Raw genomic sequence first — 16,721 nt, forward strand, 5'->3', positions numbered from 1 at the left:
GCCATGCAACTGGAAACCTTCACCAAAGCCCTCGCCGATCAAACCCGCTTACGCATCCTGCTATTGTTGGTGGGTAAGGAAGAATTGTGCGTGTGTGAACTGACGCAAGCCTTGGAACTGGCGCAACCGAAGATTTCGCGCCATCTAGCGGTGTTGCGGGAAAGTGGTTTACTGCTGGATCGCAAAGCGGGGTTGTGGGTGTATTACCGCTTGCACCCTGAGTTGCCGTGTTTTTTGCTGGATGTTTTGGAGAACTTGCGGCTAGGCAGTGAAGGTGAAGCGCTGTTTCATGCCGACCGCCAACGGCTAGGGAGTGCGGAACGTCAAAGCGGTGTATGCCTGCCGTGTACATGAATCTTTTGTGACGAAACATAAAAAACGCCACTACATCTGATTTGACAGATATAATGAGCCACACTTTATTTATGTTAAGGATCAGCTCATGGCAAACATCGGCATCAACGGTTTCGGACGCATGGGGCGTTTAGGCATCCGCGCAGCATGGGTCAACCCCGCTTTCACCTTCACGCAAGTCAATGAAATTGCAGGCAATGCCACCACCTCTGCGCACTTGCTGAAATTCGATTCCATCCACGGCATCTGGTCGCCGGAATGCAGCGCCGATGATGACAATATGATCGTTGATGGGCAAACCATTGCCTACAGCTCCAACAAAGCCATCGAAGACACCGATTGGTCAGGCTGCGACATCGTGCTGGAATGCAGCGGTAAATTCCGCAAAATCGAGCAATTGCAGGCGTATTTTGATCAGGGTGTGAAAAAAGTCATCGTTGCTGCCCCCGTTGAAGGCGCGTTAAACATCGTTTACGGTGTGAATGACGATTGCTACAACCCCGAAGAACACCATTTGATTACCGCCGCTTCTTGCACCACCAACTGCCTTGCACCCGTGGTCAAAGTCATGCACGAAAAGGTCGGTATCAAGCACGGCTGCATGACCACACTGCACAATATTACCAACACCCAAACCATTATCGACAAGGGGCATAAGGATTTGCGCCGCGCCCGGGCGTGCGGCGAATCCATGATCCCCACCACCACGGGGTCTGCCAAAGCCATCACCAAAATCTTCCCCGAACTGGCAGGCAAGCTCAACGGTCATGCGGTGCGGATTCCCTTGCTGAATGCCTCCCTCACCGATTTTGTGTTTGAGGCGGCGCGTGAAGTGACGGCGGAAGAATTGAACGGCTATTTCAAGGAAGCCTCAGAAACTTACCTGCAAGGCATTTTGGGTTACGAAGAACGCCCGCTGGTGTCAGTGGATTACAAGCATGACCCGCGCTCATCCATTATCGACGCGCCCTCCACGATGGTGATCGACGGTACGCAGGTGAAAATCTATGCGTGGTATGACAATGAGTGGGGCTACATGAACCGTATGATGGAATTGACGGCGAAAGTCGTGGCGAGTTTGTAAGCATGACGCTCGATCTGCGCAATTACCTGACCGTCACTTTCGGCTACTGGGCATTCACCCTCACCGATGGTGCGTTGCGGATGCTGGTGGTGCTGTATTTCCACCAGCTCGGTTATTCGCCGTTTCAGGTGGCGATGCTGTTTTTGTTCTACGAATTTTTTGGCATTGTCACCAACTTGGTGGGCGGTTGGCTGGCAGCACGGCTGGGGTTGAATGTCACCATGCACGTCGGCATGGCGATGCAGGTCTTGGCGTTAGGGATGCTGATGCCGACCGCATGGTTATCCGTGCCGTATGTGATGTTCGCGCAGGCATTGTCCGGCATTGCCAAGGATTTAAACAAAATGTCGGCGAAAGCGAGTGTGAAAACGCTTGTACCTAAGGATGCGGATGCGAAGCTGTTCAAGTGGGTGGCGGTGCTGACGGGTTCAAAGAATGCGTTGAAGGGCGCGGGTTTTTTCCTTGGAGCGGCATTGTTGCAAGCGGTGGGTTTCCAGACAGCCTTGCTGATACTGGCGTTGAGCTTGTTTGTGATCACGATTTTGACCTTGCTGTTATTACCGAATGAGTTGGGCAAGTCGAAAGCCAAACCGAAATTTACCCAAGTGTTTTCCAATAATGCGGCAATCAATTGGCTGTCGGCGGCGCGGTTCTTTTTGTTCGGGGCGCGGGATGTGTGGTTTGTGGTCGCCGTGCCAGTGTTCATGGTGGGTGTGTTGGGCTGGAGTTTCATGCAGGTCGGCACATTCATGGCGGCGTGGGTGATCGGCTACGGGGTGGTGCAGGCGAGTGCGCCGGTCTTGTTGGGCTTGAAACACCATGCGCCGGGGGCAAAAGCGGCGCAGTTTTGGGCGTTGGTGTTGCTGCTGATTCCTGTGGGCATTGCGTTGGCGTTGGGTCAGGGTTGGGAGGCAACCACGGTATTGGTGGTGGGTTTGCTGATTTTCGGCGTGGTGTTTGCGATTAATTCCGCGCTGCATTCTTACCTGATTTTGGCTTACGCGGATCATGACAAGGTGGCGTTGAAAGTCGGGTTTTATTACATGGCGAATGCGGGCGGGCGCTTGGCGGGTACGGTGTTGTCGGGGTGGTCGTATCAGCACTACGGGCTGGAAGGCTGTTTGTGGTTGTCGGCGGGGTTTGTGTTGGCAGCGTTGTTGTTGTCGTTGCGCTTGCCGATGATAAGCAGTACGGCTTGAATAGTCTGTTTTTCTGTATATTCACTTAATCGAATATAGTATGCTTGGCTATCGCTAAGCTAACAGGAAAAACGTATGAACGCATCCTCACCTCCCTTGCATTCTTCCATCGTGGCCTTGGTGTCACTCGCGGCAGGTATTGCCGCCAAACACCCCAGCATGGGGCTGTGCCAAGTACAACGCCTGCGCTCCTTGGGTGTGTCGGAAGACCACATCAACACGGCGGTGGAAATTGCCCGTCATATTCGTGATGAAGCTGCGCAAAAGCTGGATGTGGCATTTGATGAGCAATTTGCCGGTGCGCCAGTGGTGGAGGCAGGCGGTGTTTGCTGTACGCCGACCGTATCCGGGCAAGCGTGCTGCTGATGACATTCCTAACAAAACCGTGGTTTTTACCAGTGATGGCGGCTGTTTGGTGGTTGCTCTACCAAGCTTTATTACCTGCCTCCGAGATAATGGTTGATTGGTTGCCCTTGACGCAAGGTAGCCATCTTGCTGGGGCATTACAGTTTTTCCTTTACGACACTCCGAAAGTATTGCTGCTGCTCACTGGCATTGTGTTTGTGATGGGCATTATCCACACCTTCATCTCACCGGAACGTACCCGTGCCATGTTGTCCGGTAAACGCTTGGGCGTAGGCAATGCAATGGCGGCAACGTTGGGAATTGTCACCCCGTTTTGCTCCTGTTCCGCTGTGCCATTGTTCATCGGCTTTTTACAAGCGGGTGTGCCGCTGGGGGTGACGTTTTCCTTCCTGATTTCTGCACCGATGGTCAATGAAGTCGCCTTGATCCTGCTATTCGGCTTGTTTGGCTGGCAGGTTGCCGTGCTGTATTTGGTGATGGGTTTGTTAATTGCGATTGTCGCCGGAATGCTGATTGGCAAGCTGAACATGGAGCAATACCTCGAAGACTGGGTACGCAAGATGCAGAACACCCAATCCGCTGGCAATGTCGGTGCAAGCGCGATGCCATGGGCGGAACGTATCCAGCACGGTTTCCAGCATGTGCGTGAAATTGTCGGCAAGGTCTGGCCTTACATTGTGATTGGCGTGGGCTTGGGTGCACTGATTCACGGCTTTGTGCCGGAAGATTTTATGGCATCTTTCATGGGTAAGGATGTGTGGTGGGCAGTGCCTGCGGCGGTGTTGCTGGGCGTGCCGATGTATACCAATGCCGCTGGGGTCATCCCCATCGTGCAGGCATTGCTGGCAAAAGGTGCGGCATTGGGTACGGTGCTGGCATTCATGATGAGCGTGATTGCGCTGTCTGCGCCGGAAATGATTATTTTACGCAAGGTATTGAAACCGCGTCTGATTGCCACCTTTATTGGCGTCGTGGCGACGGGTATCTTGCTGGTCGGGTATATTTTTAATCTCGTTTTGTAACGTTTACTGCATCAAGGAGCATTTTATGCAAATCAAAGTTCTCGGCACGGGTTGTGCCAACTGCAAAACCACCTTCAAGCTGATCGAAGACATGGCTAAAGAAAAAGGCGTGGCGGTGGAACTGGAAAAAGTCGAAGACCTGCCTTCCATCATGGGCTATGGCGTGATGTCCACCCCCGGCGTAGTCGTGGATGGGAAGGTGGTTCATGCAGGCGGCATTCCTTCCAAAGCGGCGGTGGAAGGTTGGTTGGGTGGCGCAACAGCCGCAGCACCAGCAGCGGGTGGCTGTTGCAGTGGCGGCAAGTGCTGCTAAGGAGGTGTCTCATGAAACGTTTTCACGCTCACATTGCCGTTGATGATCTTGCCAAAAGCATCGACTTTTACAGCAAGCTGTTTGGACAAGCACCGACGGTTGAACGTGGCGATTACGCCAAGTGGATGTTGGATGATCCACGCATCAATTTTGCCATTTCAACTCGTGGTCATGCGGTCGGCTTAAACCATTTTGGCTTTCAGGCAGAAGATGCCGCCGAATTGCAGGAACTACGGCAACGCGCTGACGCAGCCGCTGGGGAAGCCGTCCTAGATCAGGGGGAAACCCTCTGTTGCTATGCTGCCAGCACCAAACACTGGACAGTAGACCCGTCGGGTATCGCTTGGGAACATTATCAGACGATGGGGGAAGTGGAGGCATTTGGCTCTGACACGGTTAGCCAGTCGGGTGGATGTTGTGTGCCGGGCGTTGCCGCAGCGGATAAAACCTGCTGTGTGCCCGACACGCTTTAAGGTAATTGAGTGAATTGGCGGCGGAATTGCGGGAGCATTTTGACATTCATCATCCGACGGTGCAGATTGAAACGGTGGCTGGTGAATGTGGTTGCCCACAGGGATTTTAGCGAATGTAAACCGCCACAGGCTATCCGTGGTTCAGATTAGTCCACGGTGGGTAGGTTTACGCCATCATCTCGACTACACTTGGCAGGTAATCCCGAATGAGTAATCAGCATCATGCAAGCCCCCGAAATCCTCGAACGCATTCAGCGCGGTGAAAACAGCACCACCCAGTTTAAACAGGATATGACCGATGCCAACCGCTTAGCAGATGAGTTCGTCGCCTTCTGCGACAAACGCCGTATGTCACCAGAGGAACTCCGGCGTTTGTTTGCCGAATCACACCGGCTATTTGCTGACGAAGAAGCTTTGGACAATAGTGATATTACCGATTTGAATGCGGAGGCTTTTTATACGTTCCTTGACCGCGATAACCACGATGTTTACGAAGATCTCAAGCTCGGTAAATTAGAACTTGCTACCGTTCTGCAAAACCTCGGCTTGTTACGAGATACGCATCTGACACTCGCGGGCAACTTGATTTTCGGTAAAATTCCGTCACGTTTCAGTCCGTCTTTCTACGTCGATTGTGTCAATTTCGACGGCGATGACGTGGATGTGGATGGTTTTATTGCCAAATCGACTGTCAAAGGCAGTGTGCGCCAACAATATGAAGGCGGTATGCAATTCCTGCAAAACAACCTACGCCGTGTTCCACTTACGACAGGTTTCAATGCGCAAATGCGTCTGGAAATCGACGAAAGCGTGTTGGGTGAATTGCTGGTGAATGCCTTGGTGCATCGGGATTACTACATTCAATCCTCTGTCAAAGTGTTCGTTTTCAAAACGCGGTTAGAAATTATCAGTCCCGGTAAATTGCCGAATTCCTTGACCGTGGAAAAAATCAAAAGTGGCTTGTCAGTACACCGTAACCCCATTCTGAATTCAGTGTGTAAAAGCGTGTTACCCTACAGCGGGTATGGCAGTGGTATCAAGCGGGTGTTGCGACTGAATCCCGCCGTGACATTTTTCAATGATCTGGATAAGGAAGAATTCCGTTGTGTGATTCCTCGGGAAGCCGTGACGCATTAGTGATAACAGGATGGATAGCGCCGTGTCTGCAAATTTTTTGAATGGTATTACGCTATTATTGGCGTACCAATTAGTCGGTGAGGTGAGCGCTCGTTTGCTGAATTTGCCGATTCCGGGGCCGGTGATTGGCATGTTGTTGCTGTTTTTTAGTTTGCTGGTGCGCGATAGCTTGGCGCAGGTGGTTGAGCCTGCCGCCAGTGCATTGCTGAGTCATTTGTCCTTGCTGTTTGTGCCTGCCGGTGTGGGGGTCATGGTGCATTTTGGGCGGATTGGCGAGCAATGGTTGCCGATCACGGCGGCATTGTTGGTGGGAACGCTTATCACGTTAGCACTGACGGCGCTGGTGATGTTGGGTGTACAACGCTTGCAGCGGCGGAGTGCTCACCATGACGCATGAGTATGATTTGGCGCAAGTGTGGGTCTACCTGTCAGCTTCGCCGTTGTTTGGGCTGACCATGACCTTGCTGGCTTACGGGCTGGCGTATCGGGTATACGTATGGGGGAAATCCAATCCTTTATTAAATCCGGTAGTCACGGCGGTGGCGTTATTGATTGCGTTGCTATGGCTCACGCACACACCGTATCAGGCGTATTTTGAAGGCGGGCAATTCGTGCATTTCCTATTAGGGCCTGCCACGGTGGCGTTAGCTTTGCCCCTGTATCGGCAATTCGGTAAGTTGAAAACCTTGTGGCTTGCGGTGCTGATCGCATTACCCGTGGGTGTCGCGGTGGGCGGCGTGAGTGCGGTGGGCATTGCGTGGTTGCTGGGAGCGGATACGCAAACTTTGCTGTCGCTTGCGCCGAAATCCGTGACTGCCCCTGTAGCGATGGGGATTGCGGAACGCATCGGCGGCATTCCTTCCCTCACCGCTGTTTTGGTGGTGACAACAGGTATTATCGGCGCGGTATTTGGCACGAAATTGTTCGATGTGCTGCGTATTCGCGATGATAGCGTGCGCGGCATTGCGATGGGTGTCGCGGCACACGGCATTGGGACGGCGCGGGCGTTTCAAGTGAGTGCGGAAATGGGGGCGTTTGCGGGTTTGGCAATGGCATTATCCGCGTTCGTCGCCTCGGTGATGTTGCCGTGGTTAGTGAGTTGGTTGAGGTGAGCATGAAATTAAGCAAGGCGTTGGCAGCATGGGGTACAGCCGATTTTCCGGCAATATTTAAAGCGGAAGTGCAGGCATTAGGTACAGCAGCGTTACCGTTGCAAGCGGGCATGGCGTACAGCAGCCACGTTAGCGGGGATGCCATGACGGTGATGGTGTTGGATGCAGCGGAAACGCCAACCCTGTTACACGTCAGGGCTGGCATTTTTTATGCAGGCGTGATTGCTGGAAGTTGTTGTTCAGATGACCCCAGCCCGGTGTGTGAGCAGCCGGAGTATTGCGAGTTGCGTTTCGACATCGACACCGTAAGTGCAGCGGCAAGTGTTACCTTGCTGGGCTAAGGGAAGTTAACGCTGACTTGCGGTGCGGTATTCGCCTTGCTGAGTTGAATAGGGTGGGACGCGTTGGCGTCATCGTAATAACCACTGATACTGCCTGCGTCATTAACCATCAGGTAGAGGCGGTGTTGACGCTGCTTGTCGATAGCATCATCCGCTTGCAGATAGAGAAACGGGGCGGTGGCAAGCTGCCCGTTGAAGTATTCGGGCGTGGTGTCGGTATAGGTTTTGCCGTCAATGGTGAAGCTGGCAGCTTGCGGGGTGATTTTCAGGGAAATGTTGGGATCTGGGGTGCTCCATGCGCCATCATAAGCCGTTTTTTCCACGGCGAAAGCAGGGTTACCACCGATTGCTGCGGTCAATACGCAGGTATACGCCCACGCGGCGGGGTTGAACCGTTGTTCCAATTTCATGATGCTCTCCTAGCGTTTTGGGTATTATTGATTTTCTGCCATTTTAGTTTATTTACACCGATAAAGGAAAACAGGGCTTGATGAATCTTACCGCAACTACCCGCCAGCGTTGGGCGTGGGCGTTCTACGACTGGGCGAATTCGGCGTTTATCACTACGGTGGTGGTGGCGTTTTTTCCGATTTTTTTCCGCAAATATTGGGCGAATGGGCTGCCATCTGAGGACATTACGTGGCACTTGGGTACGGCGAATGCCTTGGCTAGCCTGTCTATCATGCTGCTTGCGCCGTTTTTGGGCACAGTGGCGGATCAGGGTGGCATCAAGAAGCCGTTAATGGCAGGTTTTGTGACTTTGGGTGTTTGTGCCACCTTAGGGTTAACCATAGTAGGTGAGGGGCAGTGGCAGTGGGCGATGTTTGCCTTCGTACTTGCCGTGGTGGGCTTTTTGGGGGCAAACATTTTTTACGATTCCCTGTTAGTCGATGTGGCGGAAGAAAAAACGTTTAACCGCGTGTCTGCCTTGGGGTATGGCTTGGGGTATTTAGGCGGCGGGTTATTGTTTGCCTTGTGTGTATTGTTGACCCAGCAGCCGGATTGGTTTGGATTAGCCGATACAACGGCAGCGGTGCGCTGGGCATTTGGGGTGACGGCAGTGTGGTGGGCGGTGTTTTCGATTCCGTTGTGGTGGTGGGTGCGGGAACGTGCACCTAAACAGGCGGTGCGTCCACCCTTCTTAACGTTATTGCGGCAGTCATTAACACAGTTGCGGGATACGTTTCGGCATATTCGCCAGTTGCGGGTGGTGTGGTTATTTTTGCTGGCGTATTGGTTTTACATCGACGGTTTGGACACGATTGTGGTGATGTCGGTGGATTACGGGAAGACGCTGGGGTTTCCCGATGACAGCTTGATTAAGGCATTGCTGATTACCCAATTTGTGGCGTTTCCAGCGGCATTGGCGTTTGGTTGGGTCGGTAATAAATTTGGCGCAAAACGCGGGATTTTGGTGGGGATTGCGTGGTATATGGTGCTAACGGTGTTGGCTGCACGCATGACGCAAGCCCACGAATTTTACTGGCTGGCAGCAGGGGTGGGCTTGGCGCAGGGTGGGGTACAGGCGTTGAGCCGTTCCTTGTATGCGAGTTTGATTCCACAGGAACAAGCGGGAGAATTCTTTGGCTTTTACAATATGTTGGGGAAGTCGGCAGCGATATTAGGGCCGTTATTGGTCGGTGGCGTGGGGGCATTGAGCGGCTCACCGCGTTTGGGCTTGCTGGCAGTATTAGTGTTGTTTGCGGTGGGTGGTTTCTTATTGTGGAAAGTGCCGCGTCGTTGAGTCATTGCGGTAGCCAATCGGGGGATCCCCCGATCTCAGCTAGATGTGCCGCCGTATTTAGGCGGATGCGAAATGCTTAGGGTTATGGGTGGTCGTCATTTGTTGGGCGGGGAAAGGTCTGCCCACCATGTGACCAGCGGCATCATAACGGTAAATCAGTGTACCTTTTTGGACGTTCACGGCGGTGGGGGTGTAACTTTTCAAGCCATCTTCAGGCCAACGTCCGGGGGCGGACACTGACATCACTTGTTTGCCTTGTTGGTCGTAAATATAAATTAACGATCCTTTTTGAACGGCATGTCCAATACTCATGAGTTTCTCCTCGTTTGGTGATGTTTTTTAATATTATGTGCGCTTCGGGATATATCCCTTATAGGGTATCATATCAGTGTGAGGCATAAGGTGGAATCCGATGAACGTAGGGTTTCCCCCTGTTGCTTTGTCGCTAAGGTGTTACACCTTCACCACTTTACGGTAAGAGATTGCTATGACGATTAAGCGTTTTGAAGACCATATTCCTGAGATTCACCCCACCGCCTATGTAGACGACATGGCTTACGTGAGTGGGCAAACCACACTGGCAGAAGGTGTTTCCGTGTGGCCTACCGCTGTCATACGCGGTGATGTTAACTACATCCATGTTGGGCGGCTTACCAATGTGCAAGACGGCGCGGTATTGCACGTTACTCACAGCGGTGAATTCACGCGCCCCGGTGGTTTACCGCTGCTTATCGGTGAAGAAGTGACTATCGGACACCGTGCGGTGTTACATGCTTGCACCATTGGTAATCGCTGCTTGATTGGGATGGGTGCAATCGTGCTGGATGGCGCAATCGTCGAAGATGAGGTGATTATCGGCGCAGGTAGCCTCGTTCCCCCGGGCAAGGTACTGGAAGGTGGGCATCTTTATGTTGGTAGCCCAGTCAAGCAAGCACGAGCATTGACTGCCAAAGAACAGGCATTTTTGCGCTATTCCGCTGAGAATTACCGCAAGCTAGCGCTACGCACGCAAGCATCTGATGCGCAGCGTGCGTGATGTGGGCTTACTTTTTGACGATGCGTCCACCAGCGGCTTTTAAGCCTTCAATACCGCCTTCGATGAAACGTGCTTTCACGCCGTCGGCTTGCAAACGGTCAACCACGCTATTGCTGATCCCACCACCGCGCACACAATAAATCACTACCTCATGTTTGCGCGGTATGGCATCTATCCATTGGTCAAGCTGGGTCGGGTCTTTCCAGATGGCAAACGGTACGGTTTCGTTGGAGGCGGCACGGTCTTCCAAACGGCGCACGTCCAGCACCATTGCAATATCGGCAATCGCGGCAAAATCTTCCGGTTTAATAGTACGCTCCATCTCACATTGCTCCTATAGTCAGTGTATAACCTAATCCTAACACGGCACATACGCCGATAACTTTCATTACGTCCACCTTGTATTTCCACAAGGCGACAAATGCACCGACTGCCACCACCACGGCGAACCATTCAAACGGCGTGGCAAATGGGGTTGTTCCGGTGGCTTGCGGGAAGAAAGTATGCCATGCGAAAAACACCGCCAGATTCATAATGACACCCACCACCGCTGCGGTCACGCCAGTCAAGGGCGCGGTAAATTTGAGATCATTACGTGAGCTTTCCACCACGGGTCCTGCCGCGAGAATGAACAAAAATGACGGTAAAAACGTGAAAAAGGTGGCAACCGCAGCCCCTGCAAAACCCGCTGCAATCGGGTTGGCTATGACTGTTTTTGCCACACCGCCCAGATAACCCACCCAAGTAACGACCATGATTAACGGCCCCGGCGTAGTTTCACCCAGCGCCAAACCATCCATCATTTGCGCACCCGTCAACCAGCTATACTGCTCCACCCCACCTTGGTACACATACGGTAGCACCGCATACGCCCCGCCAATGGTCAGGAATGCCGCTTTGGTGAAGAAGTTACCCATCTCGCTCAAGGCTTGATTGCCACTCAGCGCGAACATCGCGACTGCCCAAATGCCGATGAAAGCGATGATGGTGATGCTAAGTTTTGCCCACGAAAATTTGGCATGTGCTGGCGTTGGGGTATGGTCATCAATCACCGCCGCGCCATATTGCTTGTCAGATGCACCATGCCCACCGCCGCCTTTGAACTTGTCCGGCATGATCTTGCCACCAATCACACCCAACAAAGCGGCTGCCAACACAATCCAAGGGAAACCGATTCCAAACACAAAAATGGCAACAAAAGCCGCTGCTGCAATACCCCACAAGACGCTATTTTTCAGTGCCTTCGAGCCAATCCGCCACGCTGCAAACAGCACAATCGCCACCACCGCCGGTTTGATTCCATAGAATAAACCCTGCATCAGCGGCACATCGCCCCACGCCAGATACACCCCTGCCAATACCGACAGCAGCAAGAACGCAGGCATAAAGAACAACACCCCCGCCATTACCGCGCCCACTACACCGTGCATTAACCAACTAATGTAAATCGCCAACTGGATCGCTTCCGGCCCCGGCAAAATCATGCAGAAATTCAGCGCATGTAAAAAACGGTGTTCCGAAATCCAGCGTTTCTTTTCCACCAAATCAGTGTGCATCAGCGCAATCTGCCCCATCGGGCCACCAAAGCTGATGAAGCCCAGTTTTAGCCAGTATTTAAAGGCTTGTCCCAGCGTCGGGGCTTGGGGTGCAGTGTTATCGTGTGGTGCATCGCTCAAGATACATTCTCCTGTACAGCGTAAGCATTATAAAAATCGTCCAGTATCCGCCCACCTTCGAGCAGCAGCGTGTCATCGTTGGGGAGGCGGCGTTTCAAGCCTTTCAGCAATAAAGCAAAGCCCGCCGCTTCGGGATTCGTGCCGCCGACATCCAGCGTGTGTACCAATTTGCCGAGATGTTGCAGCCCACTATCTTGTTCCAGCCCAAAACTTGCCATGAGGGTTTCAAAGGTGACGCGATTGCCGATATGGGTGAAGGTCGCCCCGTCAAAGTCAAAACCGAACATATCGGCTGGGCAATCCGCAACGTTTTCCAACCAACAAAACTGCGCTTGTGGATCAATGAAGCGGCGGATTAGCCATGCCGAAGCGAGGCGGTCTACCCACAAATCACGGCGCGTTGCCCACGTTTTGCCTTGGAAATCGCTAGGTTGTAGCGGTGTCGGTTCGCCACTACGAAAGCTGGGTTCAGTGTTGAAGCGGGCTTGCCATGCGGATTCAGCGGCGGCAAGGCGTTCGCGTACCTGTATTTGCAAGGGTTGGGGGAAATAATCGGTGTCAGTGATAGCCGCCAAACGTTTGGCAAAACTTTTCAACAGCTTGCGGGTAGCGCTGGCATCGTCTGCCAGTGGGTCAAACTGTGCCACTTCATCCAGCAACGCGCTGTAATCAGGGCTGCGATCAAATAGGGTAGGGAAGTATGCAGCTTGTGCAGCATCCGCTTGCAGATTAAGTACCCACGCTTCGCCGCCGGATTTGCGGGTATCGTCCGCCAAAGCATCCAAGCTCGTGCGGGTATTATTTTGTGCAGGTAATAGCCACACGCCATCGCGCAAGCTGGCGCACCCCAGGGCTTTGGTGGCACGCCAGATACGCATTCGTGCCGTGGCATTTTCAGTGGGTAGAGAGAGGATCAGAAGTAACCAGTTCATATTAAGTAGTATATATTACAAATTTGTAAAAGTTACTACTTTATAATATGCGGATGACTTACCTCACAAGTCAGACGTTGGATGCCTGATAGCTCAACATTCCCACCACGGCTAATGACGCTAAAGCAATGAGGGTTTGCAGCCAGTTAATGCGCTGAATATCTTCCTTGCTGCGCACTTCGCATACCCCACCGGGGCAGAGGGTCGCAGGTGTTTGCCGGATCAGGTTGTGTAGCCAACAGCCAATGCAAATGCCAAAAGCGGTTTCGCTGAACAGTAATATCAAGCAGGTGATGCAAATGTAGATTTTGAGTGGTGTCATCATTTCCACCACCACGACCAACCAGAACATAACGATCGACAAGGCTAAGCCAATGCTCCACGCAAACCGCTTTTGTGCCGCCCCGACGTATTCGGGTTTTTGCCGTGACACAAAGAAACGCCCCACAATCAGGCTAGGTGCGTATTTGGGGTTTATTAATACGCGGATAAAAAAGTCCACCATAAAAAACGTGATGAAAATACTGGTATAGCGAAAATCCATCGTGCGGTACGCATACAAAAACGACAGGATCGCAAACACAAATAATAGCCCAGCGCCAGCACGGGCTTCGCGTTCATTCAATACACGGACGGCATAGCCATCCACCACTTCGCCAAAATAGAAATGCTTGTTCATAACAGCCTCTTGAATTCATTTTCAATAATGTAAATAAATGAGATGAAAACAAGACTAAGCGATGGGAGGGCGATACAGTACGTCGGTACGTTCAGGTAACGGTTGAAGTGACAAGGCAGGTGGGATAAACCGAGTGGTTGGTGCAGCGGCAAGCATTTCCGGCAGGCTCAAGATAAATTGGGCGTGTTGGAGTTGATCACAATGGCAGGTATCCGCTGTTGTTGAATCTTGAAGCTGTTTTTGCATTTCCAGACAACATTGATGCTCGCCATTCTGCATTTCTATCATCTGCGGCACGCTTTGCACATGATGACACACCATCGACGCTGACCAGACGGGCAACACAGCCATGAGCAAGATGAGGAAGGTGATGATGTGTTTACGCATAAGTCAGCACTCTAGCAGAAGCCTGTTGTTCATGCAAAAAGTGTGCTTTGTGCTAGTGCCGCGAAAAACGTACGGTTTCATGCTGACGGTTTGCCGTTCTTTTAAACTTATACAAACTTAACCAAGGTCAAGTTTGCGGTTAAATTCCTGCTTCATTGGGGCTGGTTTCGTCTTCGGCTTTCGCCCAAGACCAGCGCCATCCCCTCCACAGGCCGACACCGTGGAACTCACGGCGTGGTTGCTGAGCGTAGCCGAAGCGTATTCTTGCAAATTATTGGCGGCATTGATGTCACGGTCATGGACTACAGCACAAATGGGGCAAGTCCATTCACGTACCGACAGCGGCAGCTTGTCCACTTTATGCCCACAGCCAGCAGCAGAACAGGTTTTGCTGGAGGCAAAAAACCGATTAGCCACCACAACCACCGCACCCCGCATATCGGCTTTGTATTCCAGTTGACGACGAAACTCGAAAAAGCCCATGTCGCTGATAGCGCGGGATAAATGACGGTTTTTCACCATGCCTGACACGTTCAAATCTTCAATGCCGACGGTGTGGAAACGGCGGGTCAAATCCGTGGTGAGTTGGTGCAAACTGTTTTGGCGGATGTTGGCGATACGTGCGTGAAGTTTTGCCAACTTCTGTTTCGCCTTGTGGCGGTTGGCACTGCCTTTGACTTTGCGTGACAAGCTGCGGGATAGCCGTTGTAGGCGGGAAAGCAAGGCTTTATGCGGTTTCGCTCCGACCACTTTTTCCCCCGTTGACAGGGTTGCCAGTGCAGATACGCCCAAATCCACCCCCACCATGCCTTGGTTTTCGGCAGGCGGGAGGTGGTTTTGATCCGTATCCACGGTGATGCTGGCGAACCACTGGTCAGCGGTGCGGGAAATCGTGGCAGAGAGGATTTTACCGGAAAAACGTAACGTTTCCCGCATCCGCACTAACCCAAGGTTGGGAATGCGGATGCGGGATGCGTTAAGGCTGAACTGGTCATTGGTGAGGGTGAAACTGTCGCGGCTCTTGCCTTTCTTTTTGAACTGCGGGTACTTGGCACGTCCCGCAAAGAAGTTTTTGAAGGCTGCACCGAGTTGGATAATTGCCATTTGTGGGGCATTTTTGGTGACTTCCAGCATCCACGGAAATTGTTCGCGTTTGATAGCGTTCAATTGACGGCGCAACGACATTTGATTGGGTTTGGGTTGGCTGTTGTCTTCTTTCCATACGGTATATTGGGTTTGCCACTCTGCCAATGCCCAGTTGTAGGCAAACCGCGCTGTACCTGCGGCTTTCACCAAGTACGTGGCTTGCTTATTGTTCGGGTTTAGACGGATTTTGTGGCTGATAATCATGAGAAATAGGATGCAATGCGGCGGGATTTTTGTCTAGTAGCAGAAGTTTTTGATGGTGCTATCGACAGATGAACGGTAGCCTGTGCTTTATAACCTCTCCAAAATGACCAAGATTGGAGAGGTTTGGGTGGGTTTTATGGTAACTGCTTCAAACCCCCGAACCTATTCAAGTATTTGCTGGGCTGCCCGCAAACCAGACAAGTACGCCCCATGCACACTGCTGAAATGCTTGCGCTCGGTGGCTTCCCCGGCAAAAAGCACCATATTGCCCAGACTTTCCGCCAAATGGTCACGCATGGCTGGCGTTGAACCCACGCTGTTGAAGGAATATGCCCCCCGCGCATACGGGTCAGCGTTCCAACGGGTAAGCTGGTAATCCACAGGATCAGGGATGTTAGCCCCGAACAGTTTGCGTAAGGTTTGCATGGCATCGCTCACGACTTGCTGGTCTGTCCATTGCTCAATGCGCTTACCGCGTTCTGCCGCATTGAAACCCAGCAACACTGGCCAATCTGCTACCCGTGTTAGGCTGACCCATTCTGTCCATGCGCCTGCTTCGCTGGGAATGTATTCCAACCAGTCCTGATCATCCGGCCAGAAGACAGTAGGAAATTGCAGGTAGCACTTGTTTAACGTGCCCATCCCCAGCGTTGCAATGGCTTGTTGCTTGCGGGCAGGCAATGGCGGGGAAAAGGTCACTTGCTCGCTTTGCAGCACACCCAGCGGCAAGGTGATGATGGCGTGATCGGCTTGAAACGCGCCCCGGTCGGTCTGCACAGTCACTTGCTTATCTGACCAAGTGACCTGTTGTACGACGTGTTGCAAGCGCACATCCAGCCCCTTCGCCAGATGATCGACGATGACCTGATAGCCATCAGGAAACAGCGCATCATCGCCTTTGAATGCGGCTGCTGCATCATGCCAGTGGGCGGAAAGCTCATGGATGCCGCCTGCGTACTCCTGTTCCAACGTGCTGTTGAGGATAAAATGCACCAGTTGACGTTCGCTTGCCTTCAGGCTATTCCAGCCCAGTGCTTTTTCCACAGCAGCTTGTACGGATTGATCCGTGTCGGCGGTTTGTGCCGCTTCTAACGCTTTGTCGATACGCGCTTGCCATTGCTCCAACTGGCGGATTTCGGCGTTGTTCAAGGGTTTGCCAGCGGTGTTGTAGGTGGTGGTGTTTGCGTAACGGGTAATCAAACGCTTTGCGCCGATACGGTCAGCCAAAGCGGATAAGGGGTTATCTGTTGCACCGTGAATCCACGTTGCTCCGAGATCTACGGGCATGTGTTGCCAGCGTTTGCTCGTCCACAAACGCCCGCCCAAGCGGTCACGCGCTTCCACAACGGTCACGGAATGCCCTTGCTGGCGCAGGGTTTGTGCGGCAGTTAGACCGGCAATGCCTGCGCCGACTACCACAATGCGTTTGGCGGAAGCGGCAGACAGTGGTGTAACGCTAGTGCTTGCTAGCAGACCAGCGATTAGGTGTAAAAATTTCCGGCGACTCATCGGGCTT

General features: G+C 52.5%; 22 protein-coding genes. 13 read left to right on the forward strand and 9 right to left on the reverse strand.

Annotated features, from left to right (window positions below):
• Positions 1 to 3 precede the first annotated feature (3 nt).
• From J1836_RS17245 to J1836_RS17295, 11 genes are all read left to right on the forward strand, one after another.
• Positions 4 to 354 carry a metalloregulator ArsR/SmtB family transcription factor gene (locus tag J1836_RS17245; protein WP_207252351.1) on the forward strand — a complete coding sequence of 117 codons (351 nt, stop codon included), beginning with the start codon at positions 4 to 6 and terminating at the stop codon, positions 352 to 354.
• An 88-nt stretch (positions 355 to 442) separates the two neighbouring features.
• Positions 443 to 1,438, forward strand: a complete 996-nt coding sequence (locus J1836_RS17250) for an ArsJ-associated glyceraldehyde-3-phosphate dehydrogenase (protein WP_207252352.1) — start codon at positions 443 to 445, stop codon at positions 1,436 to 1,438.
• Positions 1,439 to 1,440: 2 nt separating this feature from the next.
• Entirely contained in the window at positions 1,441 to 2,637 is a 1,197-nt protein-coding gene (gene arsJ / locus J1836_RS17255) for an organoarsenical effux MFS transporter ArsJ (RefSeq protein WP_207252353.1), read from the forward strand.
• 75 nt (positions 2,638 to 2,712) lie between these two features.
• Positions 2,713 to 3,003, forward strand: coding sequence for a hypothetical protein (locus J1836_RS17260; protein ID WP_207252354.1), 291 nt, complete (start codon positions 2,713 to 2,715; stop codon positions 3,001 to 3,003).
• On the forward strand, positions 3,003 to 4,025 hold the full coding sequence (locus J1836_RS17265; protein WP_207252355.1) for a permease: 1,023 nt from the start codon (positions 3,003 to 3,005) through the stop codon (positions 4,023 to 4,025). Before J1836_RS17260 ends, J1836_RS17265 begins: the two co-directional genes overlap by 1 nt.
• 25 nt (positions 4,026 to 4,050) lie before the next feature.
• Positions 4,051 to 4,338, forward strand: a complete 288-nt coding sequence (locus tag J1836_RS17270) for a thioredoxin family protein (RefSeq protein WP_207252356.1) — start codon at positions 4,051 to 4,053, stop codon at positions 4,336 to 4,338.
• An 11-nt stretch (positions 4,339 to 4,349) separates the two neighbouring features.
• Entirely contained in the window at positions 4,350 to 4,811 is a 462-nt protein-coding gene (locus tag J1836_RS17275) for an ArsI/CadI family heavy metal resistance metalloenzyme (RefSeq protein WP_207252357.1), read from the forward strand.
• Positions 4,812 to 5,033: 222 nt separating this feature from the next.
• Positions 5,034 to 5,948, forward strand: coding sequence for an ATP-binding protein (locus J1836_RS17280; RefSeq protein WP_207252358.1), 915 nt, complete (start codon positions 5,034 to 5,036; stop codon positions 5,946 to 5,948).
• Positions 5,949 to 5,970: 22 nt separating this feature from the next.
• Positions 5,971 to 6,345 (forward strand): CidA/LrgA family protein, encoded by a 375-nt coding sequence (locus tag J1836_RS17285; RefSeq protein ID WP_242632902.1) that lies wholly within the window; start codon positions 5,971 to 5,973, stop codon positions 6,343 to 6,345.
• On the forward strand, positions 6,335 to 7,060 hold the full coding sequence (locus J1836_RS17290; protein ID WP_207252360.1) for an LrgB family protein: 726 nt from the start codon (positions 6,335 to 6,337) through the stop codon (positions 7,058 to 7,060). The genes J1836_RS17285 and J1836_RS17290 overlap by 11 nt, the downstream gene beginning before the upstream one ends.
• A gap of 2 nt (positions 7,061 to 7,062) precedes the next feature.
• Entirely contained in the window at positions 7,063 to 7,401 is a 339-nt protein-coding gene (locus J1836_RS17295) for a hypothetical protein (protein ID WP_207252361.1), read from the forward strand.
• On the opposite strand, the gene J1836_RS17300 is transcribed toward J1836_RS17295, so the two are convergent.
• The gene (locus J1836_RS17300) at positions 7,398 to 7,811 is read right to left on the reverse strand and encodes a hypothetical protein (protein WP_207252362.1); all 414 of its coding nucleotides are present in this window, start codon (positions 7,809 to 7,811) and stop codon (positions 7,398 to 7,400) included. The genes J1836_RS17295 and J1836_RS17300 overlap by 4 nt on opposite strands.
• Positions 7,812 to 7,891: 80 nt before the next feature.
• Between J1836_RS17300 and J1836_RS17305 the strand changes: the two genes are divergently transcribed.
• Positions 7,892 to 9,145, forward strand: a complete 1,254-nt coding sequence (locus J1836_RS17305) for an MFS transporter (protein WP_207253201.1) — start codon at positions 7,892 to 7,894, stop codon at positions 9,143 to 9,145.
• Between the two features lie 57 nt (positions 9,146 to 9,202).
• Here J1836_RS17305 and J1836_RS17310 read toward each other — a convergent pair whose 3' ends face one another.
• Entirely contained in the window at positions 9,203 to 9,457 is a 255-nt protein-coding gene (locus tag J1836_RS17310) for a hypothetical protein (protein ID WP_207252363.1), read from the reverse strand.
• Positions 9,458 to 9,632: 175 nt separating this feature from the next.
• On the opposite strand from J1836_RS17310, the gene J1836_RS17315 reads away from it, so the two are divergent.
• Entirely contained in the window at positions 9,633 to 10,181 is a 549-nt protein-coding gene (locus J1836_RS17315) for a gamma carbonic anhydrase family protein (RefSeq protein ID WP_207252364.1), read from the forward strand.
• Between the two features lie 7 nt (positions 10,182 to 10,188).
• On the opposite strand, the gene J1836_RS17320 is transcribed toward J1836_RS17315, so the two are convergent.
• The 7 genes from J1836_RS17320 to J1836_RS17350 form a co-directional block, all read right to left on the reverse strand.
• Complete coding sequence (locus J1836_RS17320; RefSeq protein ID WP_207252365.1) at positions 10,189 to 10,503, reverse strand: rhodanese-like domain-containing protein; 315 nt, start codon at positions 10,501 to 10,503, stop codon at positions 10,189 to 10,191.
• Between the two features lies 1 nt (position 10,504).
• Positions 10,505 to 11,857, reverse strand: coding sequence for a chromate efflux transporter (chrA, locus tag J1836_RS17325; RefSeq protein WP_207252366.1), 1,353 nt, complete (start codon positions 11,855 to 11,857; stop codon positions 10,505 to 10,507).
• Complete coding sequence (locus J1836_RS17330) at positions 11,854 to 12,789, reverse strand: chromate resistance protein ChrB domain-containing protein (RefSeq protein WP_207252367.1); 936 nt, start codon at positions 12,787 to 12,789, stop codon at positions 11,854 to 11,856. The genes chrA and J1836_RS17330 overlap by 4 nt, the downstream gene beginning before the upstream one ends.
• Positions 12,790 to 12,859: 70 nt before the next feature.
• The gene (locus tag J1836_RS17335) at positions 12,860 to 13,468 is read right to left on the reverse strand and encodes a DUF4395 domain-containing protein (protein ID WP_207252368.1); all 609 of its coding nucleotides are present in this window, start codon (positions 13,466 to 13,468) and stop codon (positions 12,860 to 12,862) included.
• A 54-nt stretch (positions 13,469 to 13,522) separates the two neighbouring features.
• On the reverse strand, positions 13,523 to 13,855 hold the full coding sequence (locus tag J1836_RS17340; RefSeq protein ID WP_207252369.1) for a hypothetical protein: 333 nt from the start codon (positions 13,853 to 13,855) through the stop codon (positions 13,523 to 13,525).
• Positions 13,856 to 13,972: 117 nt separating this feature from the next.
• Complete coding sequence (locus J1836_RS17345) at positions 13,973 to 15,205, reverse strand: RNA-guided endonuclease InsQ/TnpB family protein (RefSeq protein WP_207252370.1); 1,233 nt, start codon at positions 15,203 to 15,205, stop codon at positions 13,973 to 13,975.
• Between the two features lie 162 nt (positions 15,206 to 15,367).
• Positions 15,368 to 16,714 carry a flavin monoamine oxidase family protein gene (locus tag J1836_RS17350; protein WP_207252371.1) on the reverse strand — a complete coding sequence of 449 codons (1,347 nt, stop codon included), beginning with the start codon at positions 16,712 to 16,714 and terminating at the stop codon, positions 15,368 to 15,370.
• Between the last annotated feature and the right edge of the window lie 7 nt (positions 16,715 to 16,721).

This window comes from Thiothrix fructosivorans (assembly GCF_017349355.1).
GTDB lineage: Bacteria > Pseudomonadota > Gammaproteobacteria > Thiotrichales > Thiotrichaceae > Thiothrix > Thiothrix fructosivorans.